The sequence below is a fragment of the Photobacterium sp. BZF1 genome, assembly GCF_014349205.1.
GTDB lineage: Bacteria > Pseudomonadota > Gammaproteobacteria > Enterobacterales > Vibrionaceae > Photobacterium.
In genome coordinates, this window is record NZ_JACSOF010000003.1 from 23946 (window position 1) to 49256 (window position 25311).

Sequence of the window (25311 nt, forward strand, 5' to 3'; positions counted from 1 at the left end):
ATTTGTAGAGTTAAAAATGTCAGATAGGTTCAATTTCTTTCAAATGGCGCCCAGCGGACAAACGCGCTGCCAGCAGCCCAAGAAATGCCGAGATCATCAACAAGATCAACGACTCATCCCAACCTAATCCAATCATCCTGAACGGGCTATCGTACAAATCCGCCAAATGCGCTACCGCACCATCGAGCAATATTGACACGATAAATGTCAGCACCCAGGCCGCTATCCCGCCAATCAAACCATACCAAACCCCGGTATAGAGATATGGACGTAGGATAAAGCTGTCGGTCGCCCCGACCAGCTTCATCACCTGGATTTCATCGCGCTGGTTGAGTACCTGCAGGCGTAGGGTATTACCCACAATCAGGAAGACCGCAAACAGCATCAGCCCGGACATAATCATAGCCAGAATAATGACAAGTTGCTTAATCGCAGCCAAACGCTGAAGCCAATCACTGTCGAGGCGCACCTCATCGACCCGGTTTTGCATCCGCAACCGCGACGCAAGCTCGGTAGCCTTGGCATCGAGCTGCCACACCTCGGTTGGTTTGACAACCAACACGGCTGGCAACGGATTATCATCGAGTAAACTCAGAGCTTGTTCAAAGCCTGCCTGCTGACGAAATTCAACCAAACCTTGCTGTGGAGAAATGGCCTCCAAGCTGTCGATTTCCGGCCACTGGGCCAACTCGTCATGTAATTGCTCTGCCTGCCCAGTGGATGTCCCCGGCTCCAAATAGATAGTCATCTGGGTCGGGTTCTGCCATACCTGTGCCACCACGGTGACGTTTTTGGCAAACAGGTAGAAACTCGCAGGTAGGGTCAAGGCAAAAGCCAACACTGCCAAGGTCAGGATATTGCCGAGCGGACGACGCATCATGTCCGCGAGTGACTGCTTACATTGCTGCTTGTGCAAGGCAAAAAAGCCGGTTTTATTTTGCGCCACTGGCGAGCTCCCTTAATTGTCCCTGGTACAGATCCAAACGGCGGTAATTGTGAGTGGTCAGCAGCGAGGTATCGTGGGTCGCCATCAGCACAGTGACCCCGACCCGGTTGAATTCCTCGAACAGGGCCATGATCTGCTGCGACAATGCCGCATCAAGGTTACCGGTTGGCTCGTCGGCCAAAAGCAGCATCGGCTTGTTGACAATCGCCCGGGCAATACCGACCCGCTGCTGCTCACCACCAGATAGCTGGATGGGCAAGTAACGCGCTTTGTCGAGCAGCCCCACCTTATCAAGTGCCGCGGATACCCGGCGCTTGATCTCGTTCTCGGTAGCTTGCTCAACCCGCAACGGCAAGGCCACGTTGTCGTAGATAGTCCTATCCATCAGCAACTTATGGTCCTGGAAAATAATACCGATATTGCGGCGCAAAAACGGGATCTGCTTGCTGCCGATACGGGTAATATCATGGCCATTGAACATGATTTTGCCGTCACTTGGCCGTTCGATGGCGCATATCAGTTTCAGCAGGGTACTCTTACCTGCACCTGAGTGCCCAGTCAGGAACGCCATATCTGCAGGCTGCAGATGGAAATCGACCTTTTGCAGGGCCTGGCGTCCGCCCCGATAAGCCTTACTTACCTGCTGAAACCGAATCACACCTTAATCCTCGTCACTAAATAGCGCTTCGATAAACTCATCTGCCGCAAATGGGCGCAAGTCTTCAATCCCTTCACCGATGCCGATGTAGCGGATTGGAATATTGAACTGATCAGCAATGGCAAAGATCACACCACCCTTGGCGGTACCATCCAACTTGGTCAGGGTAATACCGGTTACCGGGGCAACCTCACTGAACAATTTGGCCTGGCTGATCGCATTCTGGCCAGTACCTGCATCGACCGTCAGCATAATTTCATGCGGCGCATGCGGATCGACCTTCTTCATCACACGGACAATCTTGCGTAGCTCTTCCATCAGGTTGCCCTTGTTCTGCAGGCGGCCTGCGGTATCGGCAATCACCACATCAACATTCTTCGCTTTGGCTGATTCGATAGCATCGAAGATCACCGAGGCACTGTCCGCACCGGTGTGCTGGGCAACAACCGGCACGTTGTTACGCTCACCCCAGACCTGCAGCTGTTCAACGGCTGCCGCGCGGAAGGTATCACCGGCTGCCAGCATCACAGATTTACCCTGGCTCTGGAACTGCTTGGCCAGCTTACCGATGGTTGTGGTCTTACCGACACCGTTAACACCAACCATCAAAATGACGTAAGGCTTCTTGGCTTCATCGATCACCAATGGTTGTTCAACCTTGGCTAGCATGCCAGACAGTTCTTCTTTTAGCAGGCCGTAAAGGGCATCACCGTCTTTCAGGGACTTGCGATCCGCCTTGTCTGTCAGGTTCTCAATGATCTTGAGGGTGGTATCCATACCGACATCGGCCACCAGCAGTTGCTCTTCCAACTCCTCGAACAGGTCGTCATCGATTTTCTTGCCACGGAATAGGCTAGCAAACCCGGAACCAAAGTTGGTCTTGGTCTTCTTCAAACCACGCATCAGGCGGGCAAAGAAACCTTCGCTCTTTGGTTTTTCCTGCAGCGCCTCCGCTTGCTGTAGCTGCTCTTCTTGCAGCTGTGCCGCTTGAGCCTTGGCTTCTTCTTCAGCAACTACCTGGGCGGCTGCCTCAGCTTCCGCTTCCGCTTCTGCTGCTGCCTTGGCGGCTGCCTCCGCTTCCGCTTCTGCCGCTGCCTTGGCGGCTGCCTCGGCTTCCGCTTCTGCTGCTGCCTCGGCTTCCGCTTCTGCTGCTGCCTTGGCGGCAGCTTCGGCTTCTTGTTGTTCTGTTGCTTGTTCTTTTACTGCTTCAGCCTCAGCTGAAACCGTTGATTGTTCTTGATTTTGTTCGGTTTGCTCGGTCTGCTCCTCAGAGCCAAAACCCAACCACGAAAATAATCCGCGTTTCTTTTTTTCTGCCATTGGCAAATCCTAGAGCTTGATTGGTACAATTTGCGGCCTAAACACAGGTGTATACCCCCAGCGGCATGATTTCGGCATCATGTTTTCGCCTACAGCCAAGGGGTTTAGGTATACTATCATTTTCTAAACGGTCGAAGAAATCTATGACAAGACGCAGACAACAATCAGGGCGAAATATGCCAAACAGCCGCCGTGACGGATTCGTTCGGATCATCAGCGGACGCTGGCGTGGGCGCAAACTTCCTGTTCACGACGTTGAAGGCCTCCGCCCAACCACAGACCGCGTCAAAGAGACCGTTTTCAACTGGTTGGCACAAGATATTATCGAAGCACGCTGCCTTGACCTGTTCACCGGCAGCGGTAGCCTGAGCTTCGAAGCCCTGTCGCGCGGTGCCAGCCATGTCACCATGCTTGAGCTCGACAAGATGGCTGCTGATCAATTAGAAAAAAACCGCGCCACCATCGGTGCCGACAATGCCAAGGTCCTCAACACCGACAGCCTGGCTTTCCTCAAGCAAGCCGGTACCCCGCATGACGTGGTGTTTATCGACCCACCGTTCCGCAAAGATCTTATCGACGAGGCGATCGCCCTGCTTGAGCAGAATAACTGGCTATCACCCCATGCGGTTATTTACATTGAGGCCGAGAAAGAACTCGGGGAGCTAGTGACACCAGCACACTGGCATCTCCACAGGGAAAAAACAGCGGGACAAGTCTGTTACCGCTTATTCGAAAGAGAGGAAGCATGAAAGCACTAATTTTACTCGCCAAGGCGGCCATCGGCTTTGTCTGGCTAGTTTTGCTCATCAACATTTTTCACCCGTTCCCGGGCGTCGCGGCCATGGCGCTCTACATCATGACCGCTTTCCTGTTTATGATGCATGGCCTGCAAATGCTGATTTTCATCGGCGCCTTCGGCGACAAAATCACCATGACCCGGTGGGAAAAGTGGTCAATCCTTATCTTCGGTATCTTTGCCCTGCTTGATATCAGGCGCAAACATATGATGTAAAAAACGAGGCCCGTTGGCCTCGTTTTTTATCACACCGGAAGCTAGCCAATCATGAAGAAATTGCGGATCCCGTCCAGGAACATCTGGGTCGATATCATGATCAACAACAAGCCCATCAAACGCTCGACGGCCTTGAGCCCTTTCTCACCCAGCAGGCGGTTAAACACCTCGTAGAACATCAGGATCACAAACGACGCGCCCCACGCCAGCAAGACAGCTATCACCCAGTCCCCAGTACGGCCCGGCTCCTGATTGGACAACAACAGTAATGAGGCCAGCACCGAGGGCCCGGCAATCATCGGGATTGCCATCGGCACGATAAACGGCTCTTCACCGGCAGCAAGGCCGGTCACGCCACCCGGTTGGGGGAAGATCATCCTGATTGCGATAAGGAATAGGATAATACCGCCGGAAATACTCACGGTCTCGGTCGAAACATGCAGGAAGTTCAGCATCTTCTGGCCGCCGAACAAGAACAACAGCAAGATCACCAAGGCAATCAACAATTCACGGATCATGATAAAACGGCGGCGCTTTGGCTCAATATGCCGCAGGATAGACAACATAACCGGCAAGTTGCCGAGCGGATCCATGATCAGAAATAGCATGACCGCCGCAGAAATAATTTCCACAGAGCAGACCTCAGATAGTGAATAAATAAAAGAAATATCAAGAAATAAGAACGATCAGCCAGAATGCTAACCGGAGGCGGGAGAGTATAACAAACCATCAGCGGGGTGGCGATATTTTTACCACCCGCATTTCTCAGCGGCCAGCTGGCGCCAACCGCTTCACAGCAGCATTAGTGATTGCACATACGTTCACGGTTGGCCGCCACATATTCACCGTCTTGTACCACTTTTCGGCGATCTAGCAAGAACGTCATCAGGGCATCAAAAGTCAGATCTTGCTGGCTACAGGTATAGAAACGTACATCTTCACCGTACTCCGCCACAATAGCCTGCTTCAGGCTGGCAAAGGTATAGGGTGTTTCCGCTGCCAACAACATATTCAACAGGTTATGGGCGTGGACTTGATTATCACTCATGGTAGGCATTCTCTTCACGAATTAATAACCGCATTGTAGCGCTATGCCGTTGGGGAAAGTTTGACCAGAAACAAATTAGTGTATTTTGTATGTATGTTTAGGATCCTACCGCCCTGTCCCGTCCGCACTGCCAGCACAATTCAAACTGGCTACCATTTTGCTCGCCACAACCTGCGCACACCCAAGCGGTTTGATCGGCCTGCTCATATTCGGCAAGCAACCTTTGGGCACTCGATTGCTGGAAGTCCCTCACCCAAAGACCCACTTCTACCGCATTGGTCGGCAACTCCCCGACTGCGGATCCAAGGCCTTCCCCGCTCAGCTGCACGGCAATATGCTGGGCTTCTAGCATCCCTTTGAGGCTATGCGCTTCAAGCGAATTAGCGGCATCATATATTTTGCACCAGTTATCCGACATCACCTTCCCCATTGATATGACCTCTCTTCAGTATGATCCAAAGACCGGCTTTTAGATGAAAAAGTTTCATTAATCAGTAACTAAACAGCCACTAAAGTGGCGACAATCAATGACTGGGCAAGGAAATAGCTGGTCATCACCATGGTGGTCGCCGACTTGAAGGGCCCACGGAAACGGTCAATGGCCAAACAGAGATCGGAAAACATAAATACCGCCGCGCCAGCAAAAGCCAGCAGCGCCATGGTGGTCGAAGTCGTCAGCCAAAATTCACCGGCCGCCCAAGCCATCTGGGCTATCACGGCAATATATATAGCGACAGGGATCACCATCTTGCCCAATGAAGGCAACAGCAACAGGAACACTATTACACCTACCGCCGCCAGCATCGCGGGTAACCACCACACTATCTGGCTACCGAGCTGTGACCAAAAAGCCACAGAGTAGGCAACATGCGCGAGGGCAAACGCACTTAACCCCGTGATGAACCGATCTTTAGGCCACATTAAGAAAACATCGCCTGCCACTGACAGCAAAAGGCCAAGCAAGATAGCCGTGTGATAAAAACCGCCATCACCAGCCTGCCAAGCCACACTGATAAGCAGCAGCATGGTAAAAGGCTTGAAAATATAGAATTGCCAACGGGGGCCGTGGTAGGCCGCCGTTATATGTAGAAGAGCAGAAAGAGCAATGGCTAACCAAACCCACATAGTTTCACCGTTATTATTTTGAATATGTCACTGACAACAACTCGGCTTATCAGCGGCAAGCACAGTTTAGGATCTGGTAGGCGATTGTCTAGCAAGGAAAGTCAATAACTAGCGGAGAATCATATTAATGAGCCTATCGGCGGCTGTTCTGTGAGCCAACCATTATCACCCAAAAGAAAAACAACAAAGCAAACGTTTGGCATAGTTGCCAGTATCCCCCCCCATCATAGAACAAATCATGAGGCATTGTATTATCGCTAAAGCACCCATTTAAACCTGCTTTAACTTATCAACTACCAGCTATAAAACAACAACTTAAAAACAAATCAATCTTTTAATATCAGTTAAACCAGCTGCTTACCATCAAACTCTCAACAACAGCACCACCTTGGTATCAGATACATAAATGATTGCCAAATATGCATAACCTCCATAGGTAACCTTAAGCTCAAGCCAACCAAGATGAGCAAAAATGTCATTTGAAACCATTTTAGATCCCCAGACCACCCTAGGCTTATTTTTATATACAAAGATTAAAGAACCCAAAACAGCTCACAACACAACCAAAAATAAACACATAAAAACAACAACTTAAGACCCAAAAGAAAGATAATACAGCAATTGAGACGCTTTTTACCCAAGTCAAAAAACACAATTCACTTACCTGAAACAGGCCAAGACAAAGTCCATAAACTATTTTTATGACAACAATATGACAATTTAACTTGAGAAATGCATAAAATTAATGCTATTCTTATTTACAACATCAATCCAGCAGCAAAAAAGGAGCCTTACCATGTTCACTTCTTCTCAAAAACAAGGCCTTATGATGATCGCAGTGGTTGTCGGACTAATGACGCTGCCTGTGATTTATTAAGCAAAAAAAATTCAAAAAAAAGGTGCCTATCAGGCACCTTTTTTTGTTTTCCGGGTTTTTATCGCCAGCACGGCTTAAGGGGTCAAATCAATACGGTGCCAGTGAATGGAGTAAAACCAGATCGCCAATGCCGTAACACCCACCACCAACAAGGCAGCAGCTGTCCAGACAAAGCGCCCACTGCGCGGGGTCAGCTCTTTCTCACAGGCATTACAAGCCGCAATAAACCCTTTTTTATCATCGAGCTTGTAGCCTTCTTCATGAACGGTTTTATTCCGGACCGAGGCGATAAAACGTAACTTGGGGATAATTTCATGAGGCAGGCGTTCTTCACAGCTAGTGATCAGCTGGTGCAAGCCTTTGCCCTCAGCATGGTAATGTTCACGCAATAGGCTTTCTATCCGCCTTGAACGCGTTACCACTAACTCAATGTTTGCCATCTACTCTCTTCCTTGCTGTTTCTTTTTACTAACTTACCTCGACTTTGCCCTAAAGCAAAGTACCGCGTTTCCCCTACCCGCAGATACCTGCAGGGAATCGCTGTTTCGTGGGAAACATATTCCACCCCAACAACCCAGCCGCGATCACGCTTTTCACCGCCAGACATATCCAGCCCCATTGAGTTGCACAATAATGATTGCCAGTTGTCTGCAACAAGGAGATCCCATGCCCATTGCTATCCCAGCCACCATTATTGCCTTACTGGCTGTCGCCCTTTATTGCTTTGTCCACATTTACCGCAAGCACACGTTGGGCGAAAACGCCCCTGAGCGGCAGATCGAAGTCGAAATCCTCGACAAACAGAGTACCCCGGTCATAGGTGCGCGCCCCGGAGAAGGTGACGAAGAGTATTGGATTTATGTCCAACCGACCAAAGGCGGGCCAAAGCGGGAATTTATGGTGGGTATCCATTACTACCACGCCCTGAACCCTGGAGATAAAGGGGTGATGACCTATCAGGGCACCACTTTCCGCCACTTTGCACTCAAACGGGATTAACGCTGCCGACTAGGGGACCAGCCAGGCTGTTTTCGGGCTCTTCGCTAGCAGCCAACTGGCTGCCAGGGCTAGGCCTGTAATGATCACGGTCCAGAACGGGATCATCAATACTGGTGGCAGAAAGTACCAATCATAGGCCCTTACCGGCCATAGGAAGATCGGGTGCAGCAGGTAGATGCCAAGGCTATAACGGCTCATAAAGGCCAGTTTATCAAGGGTCCCCTCGCTCAGCTTATCTGCCACATACCTGCCAAGCGCAAAGATCATGGCGGCAATCAAAGCGGTGTTGAGTGTCTTGTAAGACATCCACCGCCCGACCTTATATTCCCCAGCGGCAAAACTATTGCTGAGCACCATGGCATCGGTGAGCAGCAGGGCCACAATGCCCATTGGCAGCAACCACTTTAGGCTCGGCCAGCGCATCTGGAAAACACAGTAACCAAACAGTAAGTACCCACTATATAAAACCAGCTCGTGGCTCCATGGCCCGTCAATTTTAAACAAGAACAACGTCGTCAGGGCCAACCATACCAGCGCAAGGGCCAGCGTCGCCTGCCTATCATAATGCTGGACAAAATAGCGCAGGAAAGGGACAACAAAATAAAGCGGGATGAAGTAGTAGAAAAAGCCAAGGTGATAGTAGGTTTCATGCACCGGTAAGGCTTTTAGCGTATCGAGGGCAAGGCCACCATCGAAGCCGGCAGGAGAAACACCGGATAGCCAGGCATAGAAAACCGACCATACCAGGAAAGGTACCAACACCTTACCGAGCCGGCGGCGGACATAGTAGCCCAGCTCGAACGGGCGGGTATCGGTCAACATCAGGGCACCGGTGATCATGATAAAAACCGGCACCGCCCAGCGGCTGAAGCTATTGAAGGTCGTCGCGGTGATCCAGCCGCTGTCGGGCATAATCCCAAACTGGTCGCGGTAAGGGCCAAGCACGTGGATCACCACTACGGCCACGGCTGCCACACAGCGCAGCACATCAAAAAAGCGAACCTTCTCCCTCACTTCAGCCCCCTAAAAGCACAAACAAAAAAGGGTATCCTCGTGGGATACCCTTTTGAATATAGCAGGCTGTATTTATTAAATAACTGAATCAGCGCAGATTTACCGATAAATTCACTGACCGCTGACATTCAGGCCCGCGAGCAACCCTGTACGGCTTAAGGCTGCTGGCGTGTCGCAGCAAGCACAATCTCACGAATACACAGGTGCTGCGGCTGCTGGTAAGCATAATTGATGGCATTAGCAATATCCTGCGGTGCAATCACCCCGCCCATGCCGTCTTTCCATTCTTCGTAGCCCGCTTTGATATCATCACTGGTGGTATGGCTCAGCAGCTCAGTTTCCACCGCACCCGGAGCAATGGTAATGAAACGGACATTGTCGTCAGCCACTTCCTCACGGATATTTTCAGTGATCGCATGCACGGCAAACTTTGTGCCGCAGTAAGCCGCGTGGTTTGGGAAGGTCTTGCGGCCAGCGATCGAGCTGATATTGATCACGGTACCACCCTGACGGGCTTTCATCTTGGCCAGCACAGCATGGATACCGTTAAGCAGGCCCATCACATTGACATCGAACATGGTTTTCCACTCAGCCGGATCTTGCTCATGGGCTAGCCCAAGCAGCATAACACCGGCATTATTGACCAAGCAGTCAACCGGACCGTACTGGGCTTCCGCTTCTTCAATGGCGGCAGCAAATGCCGGGCCATCGGTCACATCCACTTGGCGACATAGGGTATTCGGTAGGCCCAAAGCGGTCAATCGGTCGATACGGCGAGCCAGCAAAAGCAATGGGTGGCCTTGCGCTGATAACGTTTTGGCCGTCGCTTCACCAATACCCGAGCTTGCACCTGTGATCACAACGAGAGACTTAGACATAGTTTCACCTTATATATAGAAAGAGAACATCACCCCGGGCTCTTGCCCGCCAGGTCCGTACCAGTGGCCACCAGCAGATGGACGCTACTATATCGGCCTAATCCCTTAGTGAAAAATATCGATTACCTCTGTTTATCATAAATTTTAGCTATGGATAAAAGATCCACCTGACATATCCACCAATCAATTGATAAAAATCCGTTAATAAAATGCTATCAGGCCGCATTGGGTAGGCGATAATTTGCCCTTTTTGTGAGTTTAAGCACGCTTTTTTCGGGCTGCTTTTTCTAATTAATTGATATCCGGTTATTGAACAAAGGTTAACAAACCGAAAATGAACAACCGATTTCATAAAGATCAACAATAACAGGAGGAACAACCATCACGAAACCAGCATATAACCACTAAAAATTAACAGCAAACAGACAAAAAATAAGCAACTGACACATTTTGACACAATTATATCTTGTTTGTGACGTTAACAATGACGTAACCTTCCCCGCGACAAGAGATGTACCCATTGATGGGATTAAAACGATAAATGGAGGTCGTGATGCATTCATCTGCTTCACCGCAAACACAACAACAACCGAAGAAAACGTTATTTACCCGTTTTCTAGATACCGTCGAGTGGCTGGGTAACCTGCTACCACACCCAATCACCCTTTTTGCCCTTTTCTGTGTGGCAATCCTGGTCGCTTCTGGTATTGCCGGCTACTTCGGCGTGTCTGTCGTCGACCCGCGCCCTGAAGGCGCCGCAGGCCGAGCTGCTGACGGTATGATCCACGTGGTCAGCCTGTTCAATGCAGAAGGCCTACAGAAAATCGTTGCCAACTTGGTGACTAACTTCACCGGCTTTGCCCCTCTAGGTACCGTACTGGTTGCCATGCTGGGTGTGGCAATTGCCGAACACTCAGGCATGCTATCTTCAGCAATGCGTGGCCTAGTTATGGGTGCCTCTAAGCGCATGGTGACACTGGTTGTCGTCTTCGCAGGTATCATTTCTAACACAGCATCTGAGCTTGGCTATGTGGTACTTGTTCCACTAGCAGCAATGCTATTCCACTCACTGGGCCGTCACCCGCTAGCCGGTCTGGCTGCAGCGTTTGCCGGTGTATCCGGTGGTTACAGTGCCAACCTTCTGCTAGGTACCGTTGACCCGCTATTGTCGGGCATTACCCAGACAGCGGCACAAATGATCGACCCGAACTACGCTGTTGGCCCTGAGGTTAACTGGTACTTCATGTTCGCTTCGACGTTTGCCATCACCATCATGGGTGCATTCGTTACCGAGAAGATTGTTGAGCCGAAACTGGGTAAATATAACCCGGAAGAAGCCAGTGAAGACCTGGGCGGAGACAAGCTTGGCAAGATCACCGACCTTGAGAAGAAAGGCCTGAAAATGGCTGGCCTGGCAGCACTGGTTGTTGCTGCGCTACTAGCACTAACCATCGTTCCGGAAAACGGCATCTTACGCCACCCTGAGACGGGCTTGGTTGCAGGCTCTCCGTTCCTGAAAGGTATTGTTGCCTTCATCTTCGTATTCTTCGCTATCCCAGGCTTTGTCTACGGTAAAGTGGTTGGCACCATGAAGAACGACCGCGATGTTATCGATGCGATGTCAAAATCCATGTCTTCAATGGGTATGTACATCGTGCTGGTATTCTTCGCTGCACAGTTCGTTGCCTTCTTTAGCTGGACCAACTTCGGTCAGGTATTTGCGGTTGCTGGTGCGGACTTCCTACAGTCTATCGGTCTAACAGGCCCTGCACTGTTCTTCGCCTTCATCCTGATGTGTGGCTTCATCAACCTGATGCTAGGTTCGGCGTCGGCGCAGTGGGCAGTAACAGCACCTATCTTCGTTCCGATGCTGATGCTGGTTGGCTACGCACCGGAAACTATCCAGGCGGCTTACCGTATCGGTGACTCAGTGACCAATATCATCACCCCGATGATGAGCTACTTCGGTATGATCCTGGCGGTTGCAACTCGCTATAAGAAGAACCTAGGCCTAGGTACGCTTATTTCGACTATGCTGCCATACTCGCTGGTATTCATCGTTGGCTGGAGCGTAATGTTCTACCTATGGGTATTCGTATTCGGTATCCCTGTAGGTCCTGGCGCAGCCACTTACTACAGCGTAGGCTAATCCTACTCTCTGTCACCAAAGCCGGGCTCTTGCCCGGCTTTGTGTTTTCTGACTGTATCCTTTTCCCAAACACTTTGCTGGCAAGGCTTCTTTGCTATCATAGCCACATCACTTGCCTGCCAGAGTAAATCCATGGATCTACGCCTGCTGCGTTTTTTTGTTGCGGTCTACGAAGAAAAGAACATCACCCTCGCCGCTGAGCGCTGCTTTGTCTCCCAGCCTTCAATCTCTAATGCCATCAAGCAGCTGGAAGATGAGCTCAACACCACCTTGTTCGAGCGCCACAAGAAAGGGGTCAACCTGACCGACGAGGCGCACTACCTCTACCCGCTGGCTGTCCGCCTTCTTGGGGATGTCAACCGCCTGCCATCGCTGTTCCAGCAACGTACCGAGTGCTTGCCGCTTAAGTTAGGTAACTTCCCCGACCTGAGCCAGGCTGCCCTGGCCAAGGTATTTAGCTGCCTACGCGAGCATATTCCCAACTTGTTACTGGAGTTAGTCGATCATGATGGGCCAGCCGATGCACGACTGACCCTGGATATGTTCAAGCAAGATGATGAGATATTCCTGCCGCTCTGGGAGGAGGACTATGTGCTGTGTATGCTACCTTCCCACCCGCTGGCCAAGCTGGATAAGGTCAAGCCGGAGCAGCTCCACCAGCATGATTTTATCGAGTGCCCACCCTGCGAAGCCCACCAGCAGACGATTGGTTTGTTAGCCTGCGATGGACTAGCGGTTAACCTGGTGGCCAAGGCCGAGCATAAAACCCAAGTGATGCATCTGGTCCAGGCTGGACTTGGGATCTCTTTCCTGCCAACCGGTGTGCTGGAAACAGCCAGGGAATTGGTGACCGTTCCGCTTGATGGGCCAAGAATGTTCCGCCGGCTGGGTCTTTGCTACCCGGCCAACAAAACACTCAATCCAGCCCTAACCGAAACGGTGAAAGCTCTTAGCCAGTTTTTGCGACAGTAAGAGGACGTGGCGGGGCTTGGAGGTCGTATTTGGATGACCACTGCATGGCAAGCTGATAGCTCTGACCGATACGCGGTGCATCAATCGCCAACGCCTGCCCCAACAGGCTGACCTGGCGCCACTGCGCCTGCTCATAAGCCACAGATAGGTCTAACAATTGCCCCAGAGGCCCTTGCCTGTGCAGCAGGGCCTGGCGGATCTCTGCCTGCAACGGCAATTGGTTGAGAAGTTCATCCAAGGGTTGGTCGAGCAAGGCATCAATCAAAGACAGTAGCCCAGCCATAAACGCAGGCTTGGCTTCTATCCCCTTACCACTGGCTGTGGCAAGGATTTCGCACATCCTGCCACGCTGGAGCGACAAGGCATACAACTCATGGGGTTTGTCCAACGAAGCCTGTGCCGTGGCGACCGCACTGACAAACACCTTGAGCTTTTCTTCGCCGAGGTAAACCAATGCCTGCTTGAATTCACTGATCGGCACCTTGAGCCTATCAACGGCCGTGTTGACGTAGCGCAGCAACAGAAAAGAGAGGGATAAATCAGAAGCGATGATCTGCCCTACCCGCTCGAAGTCAACTTGCTCGCGGCACACTTCCTGCAACAGGCGCAAGGTCGATAGCCGTTCAGGTTTGAGGTTGCGGTTTTTGAGCAACTCGGGCCGGCTGAAATAATACCCCTGGAAAAAATGGAATCCGGCCTCATAGGCCCGGGTGTAATCAGAGTGGGTCTCAACTTTCTCAGCCAGAAACATCAGCTTCTTGTCACGGTTGTGGGCGATAAACTCGCACGCCGCCTCGATACCTATCTTGAGCAGGTCAAGCTTGATGATATGGACAAGCGGCAGGAACCGCTCCCAGCGGGGATCCATATTGAAATCATCGAGGGCAATCATATATCCCAGCCGATTGAGGTGCCGAATAGCCAAAAACAAATCGTCATTCGGCTCACACGTCTCCAACACTTCAATCACTACCTGTTTTTGGGGTAACAAGGTCGGCAATAGCCGGATCAGGCTTTTTTGGGGGAAGTTGATGAAGCAGCGCTTACCTGGCTGGGCCATGCCATCGCGATCGGCCATAAAACTGTTGACCATCAAGCGGCAAGTCGCCTTGTTCTCGTCAATATCGGCAGGGAAGGCATTGCTCTCACCGTCACGGAACAGCAGCTCATAGCCGGCTGTTTTCTGGTGGCGATTGAAGATGGGCTGACGCGCAACGTAGGAATACATAAAACTGAAAGACTCTCCACAACAGAGGACAAATACCGCATTGCCTCAGTGGCTGCCCCATACAGGCAGCCGTAATCTTAGGCTTTGGCGCCCGCCAGCAGTGCCCCACACCCGATAAACATCGAGCCGAACACGCGGTTTAGGGCAGCCATTATTCTGGCCGAGCGGATATAACCCGCCAACTGGGAGGCCAGTACCACATACCCCAGCATTACCAATGTATCAACCGCAATCGTGGTGAGCCCAAGTACCAATAGCTGGGCCATTTGCGGTTGGGAAGGGTCGATAAATTGAGGAAATAACGCCACCAGAAAAACCACTGTTTTGGGGTTAGTCAGGTTGACCAGCACAGCCTGGCGGCACAATTGGCGGGCGGGCACTTGCGGGCTATCACCGGCGATCTGGAACTGCCCCCGATCACGCCACTTCTGTACCCCGAGCCAAATTAGGTAGCCGACACCGACCCATTTGATCACCGCAAACGCCGTTGCTGACTGGGCGATCAGAGCGCCAAGACCCACCCCCACCAGCACAATATAAACTCCCAGGCCGATTTGCAGCCCTGCAATCGATGCTAGGGATTTGCGCCAGCCATAGGTCATGCCATTGCTAATGGAATTCACCGTTCCCGAACCCGGCGCGATGCTAAACACAATCGCTGTCGCCAGGTAAGCCAACCAAATTTCAAGCTCCACAGACTTACTTCCTTTTCGCTATTCTACCAAAGGCTTGGTATTAGCAGCATAAAAATGCCAAACGTTAACAGCTGTTCACACCTTCTGGCAACAGGTAGGATTACATTGGGTTATACTTGCCCCAGATACTGTTAACCGAGATGATGAATGACTGTCCAGCCCCCACCTTATTTTGACCTGTCCCAGGAAAACCACTTTGATGAAACCATGGCCGGCCCCGCTGCCGCACTTTGGCACCAACGCCAAGAAGGGATGTTCCAGGGCGTCAACAACACCAATATAGGCTGGGTCTCATTCACCGGCAACAACCCGGACAGGGCCATTATTGTAGTCAACGGCCGGGTCGAGAGCTATTGGAAATACCAGGAGCTGTTCTATGATCTGGTACGCCAAGGCTATGATGTCTACTCCCTCGACCACCGTGGACAGGGGATTTCTGATCGCCTCGCCGAAGATACCGAGCTTGGTCATGTCGGCCACTTCAACGACTATGTCAGCGATTTAGATACGTTTATCGAATCGGTGGTCAAGCCCAAAGGCTACCAGCAACTCTTTATGCTCGGCCATTCCATGGGCGGCACCATTTCTAGCCTATACCTGGCCCGCCATCCGGGCACCATTGAGCGGGCTGTACTCAGTGCGCCAATGCACGGTATCAATATCAGCAAGTGGATGCGGCCAATTGCTTCTCCCCTTGCCCGGGTCATGGAGCAACTGCAACGCCAGCCTAGCTATGCGCCGGGACAGGTCCCTTACTACCCCAAGCCTTTTAGCAACAACCCGCTGACCCAGAGCAAAGTGCGCTACCAGTGGTTCAGGGATCTCTACGAGCATAAGCCGGAGCTTAAGATCGGTGGCCCCAGTGCCCGCTGGGTATGGCAGGGGCTTGCGGCTGCCAAGAGCTGTATCAGCGAAGCGGGTAATATCACCACCCCAGTCCTGCTGCTGCAGGCCAGCGAAGATACCATCATAGATAACGCTGCCCAGCAGCAGTTTCACCAGGCGATGCAGCAAGCCAACCGCGACTGCCAATTCAAAGTCATTGAAGGGGCCCGCCACGAGCTATTCTTCGAATCAGATACCTTCCGTACCCCTGCTTTGGCATCTGCACTCGAGCATTTCCGGAAAGCGGAAATACCCAACGCATAAAATAGCCTCTTTTCTATTGGGGGAACTGGTTTAAAATTGCACTGTTTCCCCAATACCAAAAGTATTGGGCCTCTGTTCCTACCGCGAGAGGTTTCATGTACAAAATTATTGCATCGGATCTGGACGGCACCCTGCTGACCCCGGACCATAAAATTGCCCCTTTTACCAAAGATACCCTCAACCAGCTCCACCACCAGGGCAAAGACTTTATCTTCGCCACCGGTCGCCACCATATTGATGTGGCAGGGCTGCGCGAGCAACTGGGGATCCCGGCTTACATGATCACCTCCAATGGCGCACGGGTGCACAACTGCAAGAACGAAGTGATCTACAAGCAAGATGTCGCCCCCGAGGTGATTTCTGGCATTATTGCGATGACCAAACAAGATCCTGAGCTGAAAATCCATATCTACCGCAACGACGACTGGCTGTTGAACCAGGAAGACCCAAGCTTGCGTGAATTCCATGATACCTTCAGCTACCAACTGTTTGACGTTGACAACCCGCCGCTCGAAGGCGTTGCCAAGATCTTCTTCACCCGCGATGACCACGACCACGACAAATTGGTTGAATGGGAAGACAAAATTAACGCCCAGTTCGGCGATAAAGCCAATGTGGCTTTCTCAACCCCGTGGTGCCTGGAAGTGATGGATGCCAATGTCTCCAAAGGCCATGCCCTGGAAGCAGTCGCCAAAGAAAAAGGCTATGCCCTGTCTGACTGCATTGCCTTTGGTGACGGGATGAATGATGTTGAAATGCTAACGATGGCAGGCAAGGGACTGGTGATGGGCACGTCTCATGCCAAGGTCAAGGCTGCCCTACCCGAGAACGAAGTGATTGGCAATTGCAGCGATGAGGCTGTGGCGCACTACCTGAGCGACCAACTGCTGAAATAAGCAATTTATCGGTACAAAAAAGGAAGCTGACGCTTCCTTTTTTTGTTATTACCAACGGCTATTAAAACTGCCCGGTCATCTGTAGGATTTCCTGCCACTGCCCGTCAGTGACCGGCATTATACTGAGCCGGCTGCCGCGCTTGACCAGTGGCATTTCAGCCAAGGCCGGGTTCGCTTTCATCCGCTTCAATGACACCAAGCGCAAGTGGCGACGGTACTCGATATCGACCATGATCCAGCGCGGGTTGTCCGGGTCGGATTTCGGGTCGAAATAAGGCCCCTCAGGATCAAACTGGAAATGATCCGGATACGCTTCGCGCACCACCTCTGCGATACCGACCACACCGACATCCTTGCAGGAAGAGTGGTAAATCAACACCTGATCCCCTAGCTTTATGTCATCACGCATCATATTTCGTGCTTGATAATTTCTGACGCCTTCCCAGCAGGAAACTTTTTGCTGCTTGAGCGTGTCTATCGAAAAGGTGTCCGGCTCTGTCTTGAATAACCAATACGCCATTCTGATACTCTTTTTATTTATCTGGTATAACTGACTTTATACCCCAGCCTATCACAACGAGGGATCCCGATGATACGCCGACAACTCCCCCTTGCTCCTATTGCCGTCTTGCTGTTGCTGGCTGGCTGCGCCAGTGACCCATCCTCAGCCCCAACGCCCGAAGAGGAAGCTCTCACGACACCCGAAGTGACCACCAGCAGCGGCAAGGTGCAAGCCTTTATGCTCCGTGGCCAGGTGATCCTCGGCCACGAGAGCCGCAGCATCCAACCCTGTGGCAGCAATCAGCAGTACTGGCTACATCTGCCGGCCGGCGATCTCCCAGCGGCCAATGCGGTTACGCCACCGGGATACGAACCCATGTACGGCGAGTTTATCGGCTACCTCGAGCCGGCCCCGGAGGAAGGCTTTGCCGCTGATTATGATGCCCGTTTCAACGTCAAACAGATCAACCTACTGTCTGCCGAAATGCGCCAAGGTTGCCAACAACCCCCACGCAAGACCCGCGCTTTCGGCAATGAACCCGGCTGGAGTATCGAAGTGGCTGGGGATACCGCCTCCCTCAACCGGATCAGCTACCCTACCGAGCCGCAGACCATTACCAGCCGTGATATCCGCTCCGGCCAACAGATCTACAAAGGGCGTGATTTCACCCTGACCATGACCCAGGCCCAGTGCAACGACACCATGAGCGATGCCCTGTTCGGCTGGCAGTCGACCCTCACTTGGCAGGGTATCGAGTACACCGGCTGTGCGACCCTAGGGGCAACGGATGTTACCCAGCATTGGGTGGGCAGCTACCAAGGCCATAGCGAGCTGGGTGCAACCGTCCTGACAACTACCCTGAACCTGCTACCGGATCACTCGGCCGTGACAGAATACAGCTACAGCGACGGTCAACCAGGCCTCAAAGAAAAAGGCTTCTGGCAGCAAGCCGGTGACGGCAAGGTGAAAGTGACCATGGCCCAGTACCAAGGCCGGAGGCTGATCAGCGAGAGGCTCTTTACCCGTGAGGATGGCCAACTCACCACCCGCCAGGAAGTCATCAATGGCGAAACCTATGAGCTAGGGGACAGTGGCCTGACACTGGATAAGCAGAGCCCTATCCAGGATTAGGGATCACAGTACAAAACCATTCCCTTTCCTATCTGGGTTATGCCACACTGCGTGGCATAACCCACAAGCCCATATCCAGCACCATGACGACACCCTGCCCGCGCTGCGGCTTCCAGCACAATTGTATCTGCCATGCCGAGCCGACACTGAGCTGCCCGTACATTTATGTTCTGCTTACCCATCCCAAGGAAATGGGCAAAGATACCAATACCGGGCAATTGATGGAGCGTAGCCTGCCGCACTGCCAGCGCCAGATTTGGGATCGGGTCAATCCTCCCCAGGCGCTGCTGGAGATGCTGGACGATCCGCACTACCAACCATGGCTGCTGTTTCCCGGCGATGACAAGGTGCCTGCCCAGCCTTTCCACAGCCCACAGGACAAAACCCCATTATTCATCCTGCTCGATGCCACCTGGCAAGAAGCCCGCAAGATGATCAGGCGCAGTCCTTGGCTCGCTTCCCTTCCACGTCTCGAGCTCAGCCCTGGCACGGGCTCGTCTTACGCCCTGCGGCGCAACCAGCAACCGGGTAACCTGTGTACCTGCGAAGCCGGGATCGCCTTGCTAGAAACCGCCGGTTTCCATCAAGATGCCCACCAATTGCAACAGTATTTCGACCACTTTACCGGTGTGTTCCACGCCGAGAAAAGTGGCCACAAGAAATAAAGCGCAAAATACCAGCTCACAGACAGCTAAAGTCCTCTATACTAAAAACCGACTGACTAGTCGGTTTTACTGATAGGGAGACCAACCGATGACCGTGGCCGAAAATATCCAGCTCCAGCCGGAGTATTGCACCAACATGGACCGCACGCTTCACACCCAGCAGGCGGCCTTCAGGGAGGCGCCGATGCCTTCACTTGATGAGCGTAAGCATCAGCTAATCTCCTTGAAACAGGCCATCAAGCAGCATCGTGAGGCCCTCTGCCAAGCCCTTGCCGAAGATTATGGCCAACGTCATCGCCAAGACTCTCTCGTGGCCGATATTGTTCCCTGTATCAATAACATCAACTACACGCTGAAAAGGCTCAAACGCTGGATGAAGCCCTCGCGCCGCCATGCCGGTTTGATGCTTACCCCAGCGAAGGTCACTGTCCACTACCAACCCGTCGGCGTGGTCGGTATCGTGGTGCCGTGGAACTTCCCGGTCATGCTCAGCCTTGGGCCGCTAGTTTCTGCCCTTGCGGCAGGTAACCGGGCGATGATAAAACTCAGCGAGTTCACCCCAGCCACCAACAAGGTACTCCGCACCCTGGTCGAAGGGACCTTCAAGCCGGATCAGGTCGCTGTATTTGAAGGTGAAGCCGACGCCGCCGCCCATTTTACCCAGTTGCCATTCGATCACCTTCTGTTTACCGGCTCAACAGCTATCGGCCACCATGTTATGCGGGCAGCGGCCAATAACCTGACCCCAGTCACTCTTGAGCTTGGCGGCAAGTCACCGGTCATTATTGCTGACGATATGCCAATCAGCCTGGCCGTTGAGCGGACACTGTTTGGCAAATGCATGAATGCAGGCCAGATCTGTGTCGCACCCGACTACATCCTGGTGCCACGGGGGCAGACTAAAGCCTTTATCGACAGCTTTATCGAGCAGTTCAACCACCATTACCCAAATGGTGTGGACAATACGGACTTTGCCTCGGTGATCAACCCGCGTCAGTACCAGCGCCTGTGCCAGTGTTTGGACGAAGCCAAGCAGCTTGGTGCCGAAGTCTTCCCATGCCACGATAATGCCCGTAGTGATGACCGCCACCGCCTGATCCCCCACCTACTCAGCAACGTCCCTGAGCAGGCTACGGTAATGAATGAGGAAATTTTTGGCCCGCTGCTTCCGGTTGTCGAATATGACCAGATGGCTGATGCCATCCACTTCATCCAGCAACGCCCGCGCCCGCTGGCACTGTACCTGATGAGCCAAGATCCAGCTGTCCAGCAACAAGTCCGGGATAGCACTATTTCGGGCGGCATGGCCATCAATGAGACCCTACTCCATGTGGCGGCCGATGATGCGCCGTTTGGCGGTATCGGTCCATCGGGGATGGGCCACTATCATGCCAAGGAAGGATTCCTAACCTTCTCCAAGGCCAAAACCATCCTGACCCAGCACAAATACGCCACCACCGGGCTGATCAAGCCGCCATATAACCGCTGGTGGCAGAAACTGATGCTCGGCTTCTTCATGCGCTGAGCCAGTTGAAGGGAAACCATGAAAAGAAAACAATTGCTCGATACCGCCCTGGCCCTGTTCGTAACCAACGGGGTACAGAGCACATCAACGGCCAGCATTGCCCGTGAGGCCGGGGTGGCGACCGGCACCCTGTTCCACCATTTTCCCAGCAAGCAGGATCTGGTCGATACACTTTATCTCGAAGCCAAACAGGATCTTGCCGACGCCCTCGGCACGCCGCCGGACACCGGCCCTTTGAAGGAGCAATTAAAGTTACTCTGGGATAAGGCACTGGCATGGGCCATGGACCACCCTAACCAGCTCAAGTTGATGCTACAGCTCAACCACGATCCGGCCTATACCATTAGCCGCCATCAGGATCTGATGCTGACCACTATGGGGTTCATTGGCGACAGGGTTGAGCAAGCCCAGCAACAAGGCCTGCTGGCCCCGCTACCGATGCCGCTGGTACTGAGTTTTTTCCGCCAGCATTTTCTCAGTACCGCACAGTTGCTTATCGAGCAGCCGGAGCTCGCCCAACAGCCACACTACCAACAAGGGGCCTTCCATATCCTCTGGCAGGGCCTGCAGCCAACCAAGCCAAACTAGGTACGAATCAGCACAAAAAACGGGAGCCAACTGGCTCCCGTTTTATTATGTGTCGTCCGAAGACGCTGTTAGGCTTGGTTATTAGCGTACTGACTCAGTTCATCAATACCCACGACAGCAACAAACTCACCGTCAAGGTAGAAGTTCACCTCATCGCCAGCACGCTCACCACGCAGCACTGCCTGCTTACCACTCTGGTAAACCACGTTCATCTCCAGCGTACGCTCATCAATCTGGCGGAAGCTAGCAGCAAAGATATCGCTGTTCTGTACACTTGCCAGGGGTACCGTCGTCAGAGATGGGTCAAGCTGGCTATTTACTTTGAAAATCGCATCGACAGGGGTGTCTGCCACTGCCGGAGATTTACCGGTGATCGGGTTCTTACCGGTCCAGAACTCAATGGTGTTAAAGATGAACAGATCCGCCGTCGCCGCAATACCGTAAACAGGGCCCAGCAGGACAAACAGGCCAGCACGGCCATAACGGTTGTCTACCGCGCTCAGGTTGGCTTTTGTTACCAACTGAGAGGTGCCCATTTGACCAATACAACCAGAAAGTGACGTCGCAAGAAGGGTCATTACGATCGCTTTTGATGCGATTTTTTTCATTTAAGCTCTACTCCGCTAAGAGATGATGATAATCATAAAAAAGTGCGCGGATTATAGGCATTTTTATGCAAGTTGCTAGCAAAAACTTGTCGCTAATTTACAGACGTGAAATCAGGGTAAGAGTTGGGTAAATAAATGGTTAACCATCAGCAGGCTGCGGAATTATAAAAACAGGAAATAACCAATAGGGCAATCAATCCAGAAACAACACAGCGGTGCAATGCACCGCTGTGTTTTGGCCGTTATAGAGGCATCTTTAGATCAGGCATACTGCCCGGCAACAAAGCCAGAGCTCCATGCCCACTGGAAATTATATCCGCCCAACCAGCCGCTGACATCCATCACCTCACCGACAAAATACAGCCCAGGAACCTCCTTCGCTTCCATGGTTTTCGACGACAGGCCATCGGTATCGACCCCACCAAGGGTTACCTCGGCGGTGCGGTAGCCTTCGGTGCCGTTGGGCGCAATGTTCCACTTATGGAAATAATTGGCCATCGCCGTGATGTCTTTCGGGTTGAACTGCTTGAGCGGCTTATCGACCAAATCCCCCCGCTCGATAAGCACTTCAATCAATCGCTTCGGCAACAGGCGAGAAAGCGAGTTTTTCAGACTCTGGTTCGGATGCTTGTCGCGCATCGCATTGAGGGTCTCTTCCAAGTCCAAATCCGGCAGCAAATCAACAGTCACCTTCTGCCCCGGCGTCCAGTAGGAAGAGATCTGCAAAATCACCGGACCAGACAGGCCACGGTGGGTAAACAGCAGGTTTTCGCGGAAAACAGTGCCATCTTCGGCTTCGACTACGGCAGGGATAGCGATGCCCGACAGCTCGGCGAAGGCTTCTTTGTCTTCCTTGTGCAAGGTGAACGGCACCAAACCCGCTGTCGTTGGTACCATTTTCAGGCCAAACTGCTCGGCAATTTGGTATCCAAACGGCGTAGCGCCGAGTTTAGGCATCGACAAGCCACCGGTCGCCACCACCAGCGACTCACACTCGACCAGTTCGGTATTGAGCTTGAGGCTAAAACCGTTCTCAGTCTTGGTAATATCATGGACATCGATCTGGTAGCGCTGCTGTACCGTCGGCAGATCGCACTCGGCCAATAGCATAGCTACGATCTCTTTGGCTGAGTCTTCACAGAACAACTGGCCATGGTCACGCTCTTCGAAGGCGATGCCGTGCTTGGCGATCATCGAGATGAAATCCCAGTTGGTGTATTGCGACAAGGCTGATTTGACGAAATGTGGGTTACGGCAGACATAGTTACTGGCAGCCACGTCGTAGTTGGTAAAGTTACAACGGCCACCACCGGAGATCAGGATTTTACGTCCCGGTTTCTTGCCATGGTCAACCACCAGCACAGAGCGCCCGCGCTTGCCCGCCTCAGCCGCACACATCAAGCCTGCCGCCCCAGCACCAATTACCACTACATCAAATTTTTCAGCCATTACGCCACCGCTATCGGTCAAAATCAAAAAGGGCTCACCCAACAAAAAAGGGACGCAGGGGCCAGTTGGCCTGCATCCCTAATTTATACAGTTGGCTTACCATCGCCACAGTGCCGCAATTCTACCTGCCCTGCAGGCCGAATACCACAGTGTGAGCACCTTGGCTTAAATACCCATATACGCAATGACAAAAATAGCGACAAAAAACACCATCAGGTAGGTACTGGCAAGGATAAACAACCGCCGGACCTTGGAGCATTTTTCCATGAATATCGGATCATGGTGATTGTGGTACTGATGGCTTCGGATATAGTGGAAAAGCCGGATTTGCTTGGTGACATTACCCTGGGATGAGAAAAACCCTCGGCCGTCGACCTGTTGATAGAGAAGAGGATCGCATTCGCGCATGACCGCTAGCAAAGTACGCAAGGTACTGACATAGCGGGAAACATTCACCACAGCGACCAAAAAAAGTGCGAGTAAGATTGCGTCACCACTCATAGTATAGCCCCCGAACAACGTGACTTATCAGCTGGCCATGCTCTGGTGAAAAAGGGGCATAGCGAGATGCCCCTAGGCTAGTTAGCCAGCTGGTGTATCCATAATTGATGTCGATCCAGCTTTTGCCATCGCAGAGAGGTCTTTGTCGATGAAGAACAGGGCTTTACCGTCTTCGCCAACCAGCTCGATCTTGTCAAGAATGCCTTTGAACAGTTTTTCTTCTTCGTGCTGCTCTGCCACATACCACTGCAAGAAGTTAAACGTTGAGTAGTCTTGGGTAGTAAATGCAACATGTGCCAGCTTGTTGATCTTATCGGTGATCAGCTGCTCGTGTTCGTAAGTTTCGCGGAACACGTCACCCAGTGATGCGAACTCGTGCTTTGGTGCTTCAATGGCGCCTAGGATTGGCAGTGCACCGGTTTCACTAACGTAAGTGAAAAGTCGCTGCATATGCTCCATCTCTTCAACGGCATGTTTGCGCAGGAACTCTGCCGCACCTTCAAAGCCCTTGTCTTCGCACCAAGCACTCATCTGCAGGTACAGGTTGGAAGAGAAGAACTCTAAGTTGATTTGCTCGTTGAGTTTATCAACCATTGCTTGAGCTAACATCGCACTACTCCTTTCTATTCTAGTGTATACCAATCTCATCGGGTGGTATGAAAACGCTGTTGTTACCATTGTCACAATGCAAAAGTGAGAATGCAACTCATCGTGCCCAGCGGCAAACAATCTATGACATGTTTTCTTATGTCCAGCGAATAACATTAAAAAGTTTCAATAATTCAACGAATTCCACTGCTAAAATTATTTCGTAAAACAGCGGAACAAGTTGCGATCGCGGTAATATTTTTTCCTAAAGTTAGGTGCTAGCATGAAGCAAAGCCCCTAAGTCAAGGAGTGAAAACTATGGCTTACAAACATATTCTGGTTGCTATCGACCTATCCGATGACAGCCATGTTATCGTCGGCAAAGCTGCTGAGCTCGCCAAGGCATTGGACGCCAAATTGTCGCTCATCCACATCGACGTCAATTATGCAGAACTGTATACCGGCCTGATTGATATCAACCTATCCGATGCCCAGAACAGAATGGCCGACGAGGCCCAGAAACAACTGCAGTCACTGGCCGACAAGGCCAACTACCCAGTCTCCCACACCCTGGTGGGAAGCGGCGATCTCAGCGAAGAGATCTGCCATGCTATCGATGATATGGACATCGAACTGGTGGTTTGCGGCCATCACCAAGACTTCTGGAGCAAGATCCTCAGCTCAGCTAAACAGCTCATCAACCGCTCACCGGTCGATATGCTGATGATCCCACTCAAGTAATTCAAGCGTAAACCTTCCTAGTTACGCCTGGCAGGCACGGTCCGATC

At 52.1% G+C, this 25311-nt stretch carries 29 protein-coding genes; 12 read left to right on the top strand and 17 right to left on the bottom strand.

Annotation, left to right across the window (positions count from 1 at the left end; translation table 11 throughout):
- Window positions 1–19: 19 nt before the first annotated feature.
- Genes ftsX through ftsY form a run of 3 tightly spaced genes read right to left on the bottom strand, consistent with a single transcriptional unit; the run spans window position 20 to window position 2924 of the window.
- A complete protein-coding gene (gene ftsX / locus BIZ37_RS01140) occupies window positions 20–946 on the bottom strand; it encodes a permease-like cell division protein FtsX (protein ID WP_187459961.1) in 927 nt (308 codons plus the stop codon).
- Complete coding sequence (gene ftsE, locus BIZ37_RS01145; RefSeq protein WP_187459962.1) at window positions 933–1604, bottom strand: cell division ATP-binding protein FtsE; 672 nt, start codon at window positions 1602–1604, stop codon at window positions 933–935. The genes ftsX and ftsE overlap by 14 nt, the downstream gene beginning before the upstream one ends.
- Before the next feature lie 3 nt (window positions 1605–1607).
- Window positions 1608–2924: a signal recognition particle-docking protein FtsY gene (gene ftsY, locus BIZ37_RS01150; RefSeq protein WP_187459963.1), complete on the bottom strand. Its 1317-nt coding sequence runs from the start codon at window positions 2922–2924 to the stop codon at window positions 1608–1610.
- Between the two features lie 143 nt (window positions 2925–3067).
- Between ftsY and rsmD the strand changes: the two genes are divergently transcribed.
- Both rsmD and BIZ37_RS01160 read left to right on the top strand, forming a co-directional pair.
- The gene (gene rsmD, locus BIZ37_RS01155) at window positions 3068–3673 is read left to right on the top strand and encodes a 16S rRNA (guanine(966)-N(2))-methyltransferase RsmD (RefSeq protein WP_187459964.1); all 606 of its coding nucleotides are present in this window, start codon (window positions 3068–3070) and stop codon (window positions 3671–3673) included.
- Window positions 3670–3936, top strand: a complete 267-nt coding sequence (locus BIZ37_RS01160) for a DUF1145 domain-containing protein (protein WP_107298919.1) — start codon at window positions 3670–3672, stop codon at window positions 3934–3936. The genes rsmD and BIZ37_RS01160 overlap by 4 nt, the downstream gene beginning before the upstream one ends.
- Before the next feature lie 41 nt (window positions 3937–3977).
- On the opposite strand, the gene BIZ37_RS01165 is transcribed toward BIZ37_RS01160, so the two are convergent.
- The 5 genes from BIZ37_RS01165 to BIZ37_RS01185 form a co-directional block, all read right to left on the bottom strand.
- Window positions 3978–4568 (bottom strand): YhgN family NAAT transporter, encoded by a 591-nt coding sequence (locus BIZ37_RS01165; RefSeq protein ID WP_187459965.1) that lies wholly within the window; start codon window positions 4566–4568, stop codon window positions 3978–3980.
- A 170-nt stretch (window positions 4569–4738) separates the two neighbouring features.
- The gene (locus tag BIZ37_RS01170; RefSeq protein ID WP_107298917.1) at window positions 4739–4984 is read right to left on the bottom strand and encodes a YecH family metal-binding protein; all 246 of its coding nucleotides are present in this window, start codon (window positions 4982–4984) and stop codon (window positions 4739–4741) included.
- A 97-nt stretch (window positions 4985–5081) separates the two neighbouring features.
- The gene (locus tag BIZ37_RS01175; RefSeq protein ID WP_255526642.1) at window positions 5082–5414 is read right to left on the bottom strand and encodes a DUF2007 domain-containing protein; all 333 of its coding nucleotides are present in this window, start codon (window positions 5412–5414) and stop codon (window positions 5082–5084) included.
- A gap of 68 nt (window positions 5415–5482) precedes the next feature.
- Complete coding sequence (locus BIZ37_RS01180) at window positions 5483–6109, bottom strand: lysoplasmalogenase (protein WP_187459966.1); 627 nt, start codon at window positions 6107–6109, stop codon at window positions 5483–5485.
- 951 nt (window positions 6110–7060) lie between these two features.
- A complete protein-coding gene (locus tag BIZ37_RS01185; RefSeq protein ID WP_107298915.1) occupies window positions 7061–7426 on the bottom strand; it encodes a DUF4145 domain-containing protein in 366 nt (121 codons plus the stop codon).
- A 226-nt stretch (window positions 7427–7652) separates the two neighbouring features.
- Between BIZ37_RS01185 and BIZ37_RS01190 the strand changes: the two genes are divergently transcribed.
- The gene (locus BIZ37_RS01190; protein WP_187459967.1) at window positions 7653–7985 is read left to right on the top strand and encodes a DUF2500 domain-containing protein; all 333 of its coding nucleotides are present in this window, start codon (window positions 7653–7655) and stop codon (window positions 7983–7985) included.
- 9 nt (window positions 7986–7994) lie between these two features.
- Here BIZ37_RS01190 and BIZ37_RS01195 read toward each other — a convergent pair whose 3' ends face one another.
- Both BIZ37_RS01195 and BIZ37_RS01200 read right to left on the bottom strand, forming a co-directional pair.
- On the bottom strand, window positions 7995–8999 hold the full coding sequence (locus BIZ37_RS01195; protein WP_187459968.1) for an acyltransferase: 1005 nt from the start codon (window positions 8997–8999) through the stop codon (window positions 7995–7997).
- A gap of 155 nt (window positions 9000–9154) precedes the next feature.
- Window positions 9155–9877: an SDR family oxidoreductase gene (locus BIZ37_RS01200; protein WP_107298912.1), complete on the bottom strand. Its 723-nt coding sequence runs from the start codon at window positions 9875–9877 to the stop codon at window positions 9155–9157.
- 553 nt (window positions 9878–10430) lie between these two features.
- Here BIZ37_RS01200 and BIZ37_RS01205 point away from each other — a divergent pair.
- Window positions 10431–12026 carry an AbgT family transporter gene (locus BIZ37_RS01205; protein ID WP_187459969.1) on the top strand — a complete coding sequence of 532 codons (1596 nt, stop codon included), beginning with the start codon at window positions 10431–10433 and terminating at the stop codon, window positions 12024–12026.
- 132 nt (window positions 12027–12158) lie between these two features.
- Window positions 12159–12998: a LysR family transcriptional regulator gene (locus tag BIZ37_RS01210; RefSeq protein ID WP_187459970.1), complete on the top strand. Its 840-nt coding sequence runs from the start codon at window positions 12159–12161 to the stop codon at window positions 12996–12998.
- On the opposite strand, the gene BIZ37_RS01215 is transcribed toward BIZ37_RS01210, so the two are convergent.
- Window positions 12976–14226 carry an EAL and HDOD domain-containing protein gene (locus BIZ37_RS01215; RefSeq protein WP_187459971.1) on the bottom strand — a complete coding sequence of 417 codons (1251 nt, stop codon included), beginning with the start codon at window positions 14224–14226 and terminating at the stop codon, window positions 12976–12978. The genes BIZ37_RS01210 and BIZ37_RS01215 overlap by 23 nt on opposite strands.
- 77 nt (window positions 14227–14303) lie before the next feature.
- Window positions 14304–14921, bottom strand: coding sequence for a homoserine/homoserine lactone efflux protein (gene rhtB, locus BIZ37_RS01220; RefSeq protein WP_187459972.1), 618 nt, complete (start codon window positions 14919–14921; stop codon window positions 14304–14306).
- Between the two features lie 147 nt (window positions 14922–15068).
- Between rhtB and BIZ37_RS01225 the strand changes: the two genes are divergently transcribed.
- Window positions 15069–16070, top strand: coding sequence for an alpha/beta fold hydrolase (locus tag BIZ37_RS01225; RefSeq protein WP_107298907.1), 1002 nt, complete (start codon window positions 15069–15071; stop codon window positions 16068–16070).
- Between the two features lie 95 nt (window positions 16071–16165).
- Window positions 16166–16966 (top strand): Cof-type HAD-IIB family hydrolase, encoded by an 801-nt coding sequence (locus BIZ37_RS01230; protein WP_187459973.1) that lies wholly within the window; start codon window positions 16166–16168, stop codon window positions 16964–16966.
- A 61-nt stretch (window positions 16967–17027) separates the two neighbouring features.
- On the opposite strand, the gene BIZ37_RS01235 is transcribed toward BIZ37_RS01230, so the two are convergent.
- Entirely contained in the window at window positions 17028–17486 is a 459-nt protein-coding gene (locus BIZ37_RS01235) for an EVE domain-containing protein (RefSeq protein WP_187459974.1), read from the bottom strand.
- A 69-nt stretch (window positions 17487–17555) separates the two neighbouring features.
- On the opposite strand from BIZ37_RS01235, the gene BIZ37_RS01240 reads away from it, so the two are divergent.
- From BIZ37_RS01240 to BIZ37_RS01255, 4 genes are all read left to right on the top strand, one after another.
- A complete protein-coding gene (locus BIZ37_RS01240) occupies window positions 17556–18599 on the top strand; it encodes a COG3650 family protein (RefSeq protein ID WP_187459975.1) in 1044 nt (347 codons plus the stop codon).
- A gap of 83 nt (window positions 18600–18682) precedes the next feature.
- Window positions 18683–19264: a tRNA-uridine aminocarboxypropyltransferase gene (locus BIZ37_RS01245; protein WP_187459976.1), complete on the top strand. Its 582-nt coding sequence runs from the start codon at window positions 18683–18685 to the stop codon at window positions 19262–19264.
- A gap of 94 nt (window positions 19265–19358) precedes the next feature.
- Window positions 19359–20789 (top strand): coniferyl aldehyde dehydrogenase, encoded by a 1431-nt coding sequence (locus BIZ37_RS01250; protein WP_370577285.1) that lies wholly within the window; start codon window positions 19359–19361, stop codon window positions 20787–20789.
- 18 nt (window positions 20790–20807) lie between these two features.
- Entirely contained in the window at window positions 20808–21377 is a 570-nt protein-coding gene (locus BIZ37_RS01255; RefSeq protein WP_187459978.1) for a TetR/AcrR family transcriptional regulator, read from the top strand.
- A gap of 68 nt (window positions 21378–21445) precedes the next feature.
- On the opposite strand, the gene BIZ37_RS01260 is transcribed toward BIZ37_RS01255, so the two are convergent.
- From BIZ37_RS01260 to ftnA, 4 genes are all read right to left on the bottom strand, one after another.
- The gene (locus BIZ37_RS01260; protein WP_187459979.1) at window positions 21446–21985 is read right to left on the bottom strand and encodes a DUF3332 domain-containing protein; all 540 of its coding nucleotides are present in this window, start codon (window positions 21983–21985) and stop codon (window positions 21446–21448) included.
- Between the two features lie 261 nt (window positions 21986–22246).
- Entirely contained in the window at window positions 22247–23434 is a 1188-nt protein-coding gene (locus BIZ37_RS01265) for an NAD(P)/FAD-dependent oxidoreductase (protein WP_187459980.1), read from the bottom strand.
- A 165-nt stretch (window positions 23435–23599) separates the two neighbouring features.
- Window positions 23600–23935, bottom strand: a complete 336-nt coding sequence (gene uspB, locus BIZ37_RS01270; protein WP_107298899.1) for a universal stress protein UspB — start codon at window positions 23933–23935, stop codon at window positions 23600–23602.
- Window positions 23936–24016: 81 nt separating this feature from the next.
- Window positions 24017–24544, bottom strand: a complete 528-nt coding sequence (gene ftnA / locus BIZ37_RS01275) for a non-heme ferritin (RefSeq protein ID WP_107298898.1) — start codon at window positions 24542–24544, stop codon at window positions 24017–24019.
- Window positions 24545–24841: 297 nt separating this feature from the next.
- On the opposite strand from ftnA, the gene BIZ37_RS01280 reads away from it, so the two are divergent.
- A complete protein-coding gene (locus BIZ37_RS01280; RefSeq protein WP_107298897.1) occupies window positions 24842–25264 on the top strand; it encodes a universal stress protein in 423 nt (140 codons plus the stop codon).
- Window positions 25265–25311: the final 47 nt, after the last annotated feature.

What these genes read in the sequence shown, in the direction of transcription:
- BIZ37_RS01255 (WP_187459978.1), top strand. Translation starts at nt 20,808, where the DNA reads ATGAAAAGAAAACAATTGCTCGATACCGCCCTGGCCCTGTTCGTAACC.
- BIZ37_RS01180 (WP_187459966.1), bottom strand. Translation starts at nt 6,109, where the DNA reads ATGTGGGTTTGGTTAGCCATTGCTCTTTCTGCTCTTCTACATATAACG.
- BIZ37_RS01265 (WP_187459980.1), bottom strand. Translation starts at nt 23,434, where the DNA reads ATGGCTGAAAAATTTGATGTAGTGGTAATTGGTGCTGGGGCGGCAGGC.
- BIZ37_RS01225 (WP_107298907.1), top strand. Translation starts at nt 15,069, where the DNA reads ATGACTGTCCAGCCCCCACCTTATTTTGACCTGTCCCAGGAAAACCAC.
- BIZ37_RS01170 (WP_107298917.1), bottom strand. Translation starts at nt 4,984, where the DNA reads ATGAGTGATAATCAAGTCCACGCCCATAACCTGTTGAATATGTTGTTG.
- ftnA (WP_107298898.1), bottom strand. Translation starts at nt 24,544, where the DNA reads ATGTTAGCTCAAGCAATGGTTGATAAACTCAACGAGCAAATCAACTTA.
- BIZ37_RS01175 (WP_255526642.1), bottom strand. Translation starts at nt 5,414, where the DNA reads ATGGGGAAGGTGATGTCGGATAACTGGTGCAAAATATATGATGCCGCT.
- BIZ37_RS01235 (WP_187459974.1), bottom strand. Translation starts at nt 17,486, where the DNA reads ATGGCGTATTGGTTATTCAAGACAGAGCCGGACACCTTTTCGATAGAC.
- BIZ37_RS01200 (WP_107298912.1), bottom strand. Translation starts at nt 9,877, where the DNA reads ATGTCTAAGTCTCTCGTTGTGATCACAGGTGCAAGCTCGGGTATTGGT.
- BIZ37_RS01160 (WP_107298919.1), top strand. Translation starts at nt 3,670, where the DNA reads ATGAAAGCACTAATTTTACTCGCCAAGGCGGCCATCGGCTTTGTCTGG.
- BIZ37_RS01190 (WP_187459967.1), top strand. Translation starts at nt 7,653, where the DNA reads ATGCCCATTGCTATCCCAGCCACCATTATTGCCTTACTGGCTGTCGCC.
- BIZ37_RS01230 (WP_187459973.1), top strand. Translation starts at nt 16,166, where the DNA reads ATGTACAAAATTATTGCATCGGATCTGGACGGCACCCTGCTGACCCCG.
- BIZ37_RS01240 (WP_187459975.1), top strand. Translation starts at nt 17,556, where the DNA reads ATGATACGCCGACAACTCCCCCTTGCTCCTATTGCCGTCTTGCTGTTG.
- ftsY (WP_187459963.1), bottom strand. Translation starts at nt 2,924, where the DNA reads ATGGCAGAAAAAAAGAAACGCGGATTATTTTCGTGGTTGGGTTTTGGC.
- BIZ37_RS01245 (WP_187459976.1), top strand. Translation starts at nt 18,683, where the DNA reads ATGACGACACCCTGCCCGCGCTGCGGCTTCCAGCACAATTGTATCTGC.
- BIZ37_RS01210 (WP_187459970.1), top strand. Translation starts at nt 12,159, where the DNA reads ATGGATCTACGCCTGCTGCGTTTTTTTGTTGCGGTCTACGAAGAAAAG.
- BIZ37_RS01215 (WP_187459971.1), bottom strand. Translation starts at nt 14,226, where the DNA reads ATGTATTCCTACGTTGCGCGTCAGCCCATCTTCAATCGCCACCAGAAA.
- BIZ37_RS01280 (WP_107298897.1), top strand. Translation starts at nt 24,842, where the DNA reads ATGGCTTACAAACATATTCTGGTTGCTATCGACCTATCCGATGACAGC.
- rsmD (WP_187459964.1), top strand. Translation starts at nt 3,068, where the DNA reads ATGACAAGACGCAGACAACAATCAGGGCGAAATATGCCAAACAGCCGC.
- BIZ37_RS01205 (WP_187459969.1), top strand. Translation starts at nt 10,431, where the DNA reads ATGCATTCATCTGCTTCACCGCAAACACAACAACAACCGAAGAAAACG.
- BIZ37_RS01260 (WP_187459979.1), bottom strand. Translation starts at nt 21,985, where the DNA reads ATGAAAAAAATCGCATCAAAAGCGATCGTAATGACCCTTCTTGCGACG.
- BIZ37_RS01185 (WP_107298915.1), bottom strand. Translation starts at nt 7,426, where the DNA reads ATGGCAAACATTGAGTTAGTGGTAACGCGTTCAAGGCGGATAGAAAGC.
- uspB (WP_107298899.1), bottom strand. Translation starts at nt 23,935, where the DNA reads ATGAGTGGTGACGCAATCTTACTCGCACTTTTTTTGGTCGCTGTGGTG.